This is a genomic window from Yinghuangia sp. YIM S10712, from assembly GCF_051388935.1.
Classification (GTDB): domain Bacteria; phylum Actinomycetota; class Actinomycetes; order Streptomycetales; family Streptomycetaceae; genus Yinghuangia.
This window is the reverse complement of sequence record NZ_JBPKBI010000018.1, coordinates 1-6,178: the sequence shown is the minus strand read 5'-3', so window position 1 is coordinate 6,178 and position 6,178 is coordinate 1. Positions and strand designations below refer to the sequence as shown.

Annotated in this window: 6 protein-coding genes; 3 read left to right on the top strand and 3 right to left on the bottom strand. The window is 70.7% G+C overall.

Annotation, left to right across the window (positions count from 1 at the left end):
* The first annotated feature begins 296 nt into the window (after positions 1-296).
* The gene (locus ACRX5W_RS27105; RefSeq protein WP_436790956.1) at positions 297-494 is read left to right on the top strand and encodes a hypothetical protein; all 198 of its coding nucleotides are present in this window, start codon (positions 297-299) and stop codon (positions 492-494) included.
* Between the two features lie 107 nt (positions 495-601).
* A complete protein-coding gene (locus ACRX5W_RS27100; protein ID WP_436790955.1) occupies positions 602-1,366 on the top strand; it encodes an HNH endonuclease family protein in 765 nt (254 codons plus the stop codon).
* Positions 1,367-1,402: 36 nt separating this feature from the next.
* On the opposite strand, the gene ACRX5W_RS27095 is transcribed toward ACRX5W_RS27100, so the two are convergent.
* The 3 genes from ACRX5W_RS27095 to ACRX5W_RS27085 all read right to left on the bottom strand — a co-directional run bounded on the left by ACRX5W_RS27095 (position 1,403) and on the right by ACRX5W_RS27085 (position 4,596).
* Positions 1,403-2,047 (bottom strand): hypothetical protein, encoded by a 645-nt coding sequence (locus tag ACRX5W_RS27095; RefSeq protein WP_436790954.1) that lies wholly within the window; start codon positions 2,045-2,047, stop codon positions 1,403-1,405.
* Between the two features lie 405 nt (positions 2,048-2,452).
* A complete protein-coding gene (locus ACRX5W_RS27090) occupies positions 2,453-3,160 on the bottom strand; it encodes a hypothetical protein (RefSeq protein ID WP_436790953.1) in 708 nt (235 codons plus the stop codon).
* A 473-nt stretch (positions 3,161-3,633) separates the two neighbouring features.
* Complete coding sequence (locus ACRX5W_RS27085) at positions 3,634-4,596, bottom strand: RDD family protein (protein ID WP_436790952.1); 963 nt, start codon at positions 4,594-4,596, stop codon at positions 3,634-3,636.
* Between the two features lie 167 nt (positions 4,597-4,763).
* Between ACRX5W_RS27085 and ACRX5W_RS27080 the strand changes: the two genes are divergently transcribed.
* The gene (locus ACRX5W_RS27080) at positions 4,764-5,771 is read left to right on the top strand and encodes a stage II sporulation protein M (RefSeq protein WP_436790951.1); all 1,008 of its coding nucleotides are present in this window, start codon (positions 4,764-4,766) and stop codon (positions 5,769-5,771) included.
* Positions 5,772-6,178: the final 407 nt, after the last annotated feature.

Below are 6,178 nucleotides of genomic sequence, written 5' to 3'. Positions count from 1 at the left end.
CCCCCCCCCCCCCCCCCCCCCCCCCCGCCACGGGCGTCGCCCGGAGCCGCGTGCCACGCGGCCCCGGGCCCTGTCGGACAGGCCCTCGCGTTGCCCCAGGGCCCCGAAGGTCCGTCGACTCCCGCGGCGACACCTCGGCCCGCCACGTCGTCGCCCGCGTTGGCCGTACCGGCGTGAGCCTGCGTGGTGGCGCGTTCCCGTTCGGGACGTGCCACCCCAGGTTTGAGGCGGTCGAGATCAGTCGAATCTGACGAGGTTCGACCGATCTTTCTTGCCGGCGGAAAGCGAGGCGGCCCATGCGATTCCGTGGCCTGCGAACCGCGTACGAGGCGTGCGCCGCACTCGCGGAATGCCTCCAACCCGTGCCGCTCACCGCGGACTGGGACACCGCACCGCGCAGCTCCGCATCTCGCCGCGAACCGCGCCGCGCAGCCCTCGCCTCACCCGCCCGGCCCAACCGGCTCTCCGGGCGTGCACACCCCGAAGCCGGGTAATCCCCGGGACAGGCCCGCGCCCGGCGGCGGGGCACGACGCCGGGACCTCGCGGTCGCCGGCCGGACACCAAGCCGACGGCACGTCGACGCCAGGGGGACTCGGGGACATGCGCAGAGGATGGGCACGCCGCACCGCCGCGCTCACGGCGACCGCCGCACTGGCAACCGCGTGTTCCGGCCTCGGTGCCGACGACACCGGCCCGAGCCCCGGACCCGATACACCCGCTGCCACGGCACCCTTGTCGGCCGCCGGCCCACTCGCCAACCCCGACGGGACGCTCCCCGGCCTCGCCCCCGTCGTCACGGACGCCGACCGGGCGCAGGCACGCGCGCTCATCTCGCAAGTACGCACCGCGGGACGTGGCCCCAAAACCGGCTACGAGCGCGACAAATTCGGATCCGCCTGGACCGACAGTGCCCCCTCGGTGCCGATGAGCGGCAACGGCTGCCGCACGCGCGACGACATACTGAAACGCGACGGCGCCGAAGTCCGGTTCACCTCCGGCTCGACGTGTGTGGTCAACACGATGACACTGGCCGACCCGTACACCGGCACGACGATCAACTTCCGCAAGAGCAACGCGAACGAGGTCCAGATAGACCACGTCGTCTCGCTCAGCGCCGGATGGCAGATGGGCGCCGCCCACTGGCCGCAGGACAAACGCATGCAACTCGCCAACGACCCGCTCAACCTGCTGGCCGTCGACGGGCCGACCAACAACGGCAAAGGCGACGCGACTCCCGCGTCATGGCTTCCACCCGCCAAGCAGGTCCGCTGCGCGTACGTCGTGCGCTATGCGCAGGTGTCGCTCAAGTACGAACTGCCGGTGACCGAGGCCGACAAAGCGGCGATGCTTCGACAGTGCGCATGAACACCGGTCGCGGGCCCACCTGTTGACGGCCGTTGGTCAGCCCCGATTGGGCGGGCTGTCCAACTCCTCCAACTCCACGCCGGGAGCCGCCAACACGACGTCCCCGGCCACGTGCACCACCCCGCGCACGCCCGTCGCGAGGTCAGCCACCTCGAACCGTGACACCGCCAAGGGCCCGATGGGTGTGGGGTGTTCCTCGATTCCGGTGAGTGCCCACGCCTGGTCGCACGGGTGTGGTGCGAGAACCGGCTCGGTGAGTTCGATCAGGCGTACGCGCACAGACTGCCCCGGCGCGAGGTCGAGCAGCCGGGCGGTGGCGACCAGAAAAGCCGGCGAACGGCCCGCGAACGCGACGGCCTTCGCCTGACCTTCCACGGGCTCCTCCGCGACCTCCGGATCCGCGGGCCCACGCACCCAGAGCACCCCGGCGGTGCCGTCCACGGCTGCGGCGCCACCCCGTACACGCCAACCGCCCGCGATCACCTCCACGCGCACCGGCCGCCCGCGCGCATCGAGCGTGAGGTCGACGGTCCGCAGCGAAGCACTGCCGGCGGTTCCCGGCGAGGGCAGGGCGGACGCGGTGTAACGCCACCCGATCGGCCCCGGAGCACAACTGAACCGCTCGCCGCCCAGAGGGGTGCCGTCGTGCGGATCGTGGAAGGAATAGACGCCACTGGGCATGACGGCGAGCCTAACGCCGAGATGAGCGGCTGCTTCGGCGACCACGTGCGCACCCTGTCGCACTGTCGCCGGCGGAGAACCCAGGGCGGCGTCAACGCGCGTACGATCCGTTGCGGTCAGCGCGCCCTCTCACTCGCGAGCTCCGTCGAGCCCACGCTCAAGGCCGCGCGAACGACCAGCGTCGCGACCGCCACGCGCAAGTTCTCGCCATCACGTGAGTAGCCGAGCCGGTCCGACCGCGTCGCCCAAACACCTTCGACCCTCTCTCGGGCAACCCCCACCCATCGAGGCGGCCACGGCATGGGCGGGCTCCCGTAAGCCAGGAAGCAGACGACAAGCCCGACGCTGTCCCCGCGCCGCCGTCGCGCCAACCTCACCGCAGTAAACGCGGACCGGCCTCCACGCTTACGCAAGCTCTGCGGATATCCGCGCCACTTGTTCCTCGACCAGCAACGGGTCCGGCATCGCTGCCGACGATCCGTCGGCGGTCCGGTGGCCGAAAACCGTCAGTATGTCGCCGACCCGGACGATCACGTATCCGGTGGCTGCGCCCTGCCCGGCCTCGGAGTCGTCGGGCGCGGCGAGAACCAGCCCGAGACTCTCGTCACCCGCAGCCGGCACGGGAACGCACTGCGGTGCCTGTTCGGAGCCGCCGATCGCCTCGGACGCCGCGAAAGTGAGGCATCGGTCGAGCGCGCGCATCCCTTCGTCGACGACCGCTTGTGCGCCGCCCGCCCCGAACGACGCGATGGCGACGGTGGTCTGCGCCGACTCGCCGGGAACCGACCACGCCGCAGTCGCGTAGGCGCCGACGTGTGGGCCGCCTATTCCGGCTGACAACAACAGGGCCAGACCGACGCAGTCGGGATCGTGCGCCACGATGGGGGCGGCGTACGGCGCGTCTTCGGGCCCCTGAAATCCGGGAGGCAGTTCATCGCCACCGAGAACGGCCGACCGCAGCTCGCCGGGGGTCAACGGTCCCCGCTCCGCCTCATGAGCCGCGTCCAGCGCGCTCTTCGCGACACGCTGATCCGCGCATCCGGCCAAAGCTGCGGCGAGTGAGGCAACCGTGAGCAGACACGTGACGCGGTACGCGCGTTTCCGCTTCGTCACGCCGGCTCCTTACGCCGCCCAATCGGGACCGAGTGCGCCAACCTACCCGCCGCCGAGACCGCCCACGTCAGCAGGCGTGTCGCGGGGACGACGGACATTCACACAGTGACGGAACCGCGGCAAAACGTGCCGCCGCCGGTCGGCGATCAAGGGCGAGCCGACAAGCGCACAGCGTCTCGGGCCGTCGCCGGCAACGTCGCGGTCCGCCCGGAAGTCGCCGCACCGGCACGTATCCGCGGTCCCGGACGACGAGCCGCGCAGCGACGTGCTCCGGCAGCCCGCTCCGCACGTCCACTACGTCGCCTGATCGGTTCGAGAATTGCCTCGACGTAAGCCGTTCCGTCAGTCCGAACCCGCTCGCGGGTCGTGGACGCCGCCGAACCACCGGCCGAGCGGCGCGCGGCGGACGCATCATCGTCCGCGACCCGGCCGGCCGCACACCGACTGCTGTCAGCCCAGGGCAGCGGCTCCGGTCATGCCGGCGGTTTGAAGCCCGTCGGAGGCGGAGCCGGCGCTTGCGCCCGGGCGGGCGGCGCAGAAGCGCTCGGCGGCGCGGGTGGGGCGGCAGCGTTCGGCGATGCCGATGGACGGGTCGCCCCAGGATGCGCAGCGGGCGGGTGCTGCTCCCCGGCGGGCTGCGGCCGGTGCGCCGCCGACGCGGCAGCCATTCCCCACCCCTGTCCATGCGACGCCGGTTGCGCGCGTTCATACGCTCGTCGTTGGCGCTCGGCCAACACCGCCGCCAGGAACTCCGCCGGATGCACCCCCGCAGGCGGCGACACGCCGATGCGCGCGGCGATCTGGTTCGCAAGGTCGGCACCCAACGACGCCGCGACCATCGGGTCCAACTGCGTGATACGTCCCAAGTACTGGCGGGCCCGCAGCGCCAGGTCGTCGGTCAGGCCCGACAAGTCGAGTCCGGCCGCCCACCCGGCCGCCGCCGGATGCATCGCGACGGGGACATGCCGCGCGCCGGGCGTCCGCTCCCGTACGACGAAGGTCCCGGCCGCCTGGTCGCCCAAGCGCTTGCCCTTGTTCGAGGCCAGCGACGAGATCACGGCGCCGCAGCCGCCCGTCGTCCAGAAGTCCGCGAAAACGCCGACCAACCCCCGTACCAGCGAGTGCCGGAACCGCACCGGGCCGCCGTCGTCGCGCACGACGCGCAGGCCCAGCGCCATCTTTCCCGGTGACTTGCCCCGGGTCGCCGTCTCCCACGCGACGGGCCAGCCCACCACGACCGCCACCAATACGGTCAGCACAGTTGCCGTTCCCAATGCCGGGTCGACACCGGACAGCAGGCTGCCGAGCCCCCACGCGAACAACAGCAGGCACACGGCCTGCAACAGCAGGTCGATGCTGAATGCGAGAGCACGGCTCGCCAGCCTGGCGGGGCGCAGGTCGAGCGCGACGGCCTCGCCGGTGACCAAGTCGCTCACGGGAAGCTCCTCTTCGCTCGGATCAGTGCATGCATGGTGCGCACACGCCGCACGCCGCACGCCCGGGCCATGATCCCCGGATTCACCACGTTGCCGAGTCCCATCCTGCGTGCCTCGGCGCACTGCCATCGGCGTGTTCGCTCCCCGAGTCCGGGAGGATGAGGCGCATGGACGTGGATGTGTTCGTCGCGGTGCACCGGGACGAGTGGGCGCGCCTCGACGAGCTCGCGCGTCGCCGCGGCCGGTTGAGCGGCGCCGAAGTGGACGAGCTGGTCACCTTGTACCGGCGTACCGCCACCCACCTCTCGCTCGTGCAGTCGGCCGCCCCCGACCCGGTACTCGTCGGGCATTTGTCCTCCCTGGTCGCGCGCGGCCGATCCGCCGTGACCGCGCCGCGCGGCACAGGCTGGCGCGACGCGGTTCTCTTCCTCACGGCGCGCTTCCCGGCCGCGGTGTATCGCACTCGGCGCTGGTGGGTGCCGACTGCTCTCGTGTTCGTCCTGGTCTCCGCCGCGATCGGAGCGTGGGTCGCGGCGGACGAGTCGGTGCAGTCCTCCATCGCCGCTCCTGCGGAGATCCGCGAACTCACCCGTCCCGGCGGTGACTTCGAGTCCTACTACGAGAGTGCCCCGGCCTCGTCCTTCGCCGCCCAGGTGGCCACCAACAACGCCTGGGTCGCGGCGGGCAGTCTCGCGCTCGGAGTCCTGTTCGGGCTGCCCGTCCTCTTCATCCTGTTCACGAACGCGGCGAACGTCGGGGCATCCGGAGGCCTCATGGCCGACGCCGGCCGCCTCGACATCTTCTTCGGCCTGATCATGCCGCACGGCCTGCTCGAACTGACCGCCGTCTTCGTCGCGGCAGGCACCGGGCTCCGCCTCGGTTGGACACTGATCGATCCAGGCCCTCGCACGCGCGGGCGGGCCCTGGCCCAGGAAGGCCGCATCGCTTTGGGAATGGCGATCGGCCTCGCCCTGGTGCTCGTGGTCTCGGGAGTGATCGAAGCCTTCGTCACCCCCTCCGACCTGCCCACATGGGCGCGCGTGGGCATCGGGTGCGCGGCAGAGGCGGCGTTCCTCGCGTACGTCTTTGTCCTGGGCAAGCGGGCAACGGCCGCCGGCGAGACGGGAGATGTGGCAACCTCGGATGTCGCGGACGAACTGCCTGCGGTGGGGTGACCGACGACATGTTGACACTGCTGCCGCGCGACGCGTAGGTTCGAAGGGTTGTCGCAACGCTGGCATGTGGGGCGGCAACCTGGTAGCATCTATCGGTGTCGAGCGGGCGACCCTGCTCCTGTCGAGTCTTCGATGGAGCCGGATCCAGAATCCGCCACAGCAAGCAATCCGATTTCACGATGGTTCTCATGGTCTTCCATGGCATCTGGCGTGCTTTCCTTTGCCTGTTGTCCGGCGTATTCACCTATTCGAACCGTGCGACACGGGTTTGGCGGCAGAGAAATCGACTGCTAAGCTCCACGAGCCGAAAGAAAAAGGCCCTGCGAGGGCCGAATTCCAAGGCACCGCGGAAAGCCAAAAACAGACCGGAAACGGTGTGCTAGGCTGGAAGCACAGAAAGACAAAAG

What these genes read in the sequence shown, in the direction of transcription:
- ACRX5W_RS27105 (WP_436790956.1), top strand. Translation starts at nt 297, where the DNA reads ATGCGATTCCGTGGCCTGCGAACCGCGTACGAGGCGTGCGCCGCACTC.
- ACRX5W_RS27100 (WP_436790955.1), top strand. Translation starts at nt 602, where the DNA reads ATGCGCAGAGGATGGGCACGCCGCACCGCCGCGCTCACGGCGACCGCC.
- ACRX5W_RS27095 (WP_436790954.1), bottom strand. Translation starts at nt 2,047, where the DNA reads ATGCCCAGTGGCGTCTATTCCTTCCACGATCCGCACGACGGCACCCCT.
- ACRX5W_RS27080 (WP_436790951.1), top strand. Translation starts at nt 4,764, where the DNA reads ATGGACGTGGATGTGTTCGTCGCGGTGCACCGGGACGAGTGGGCGCGC.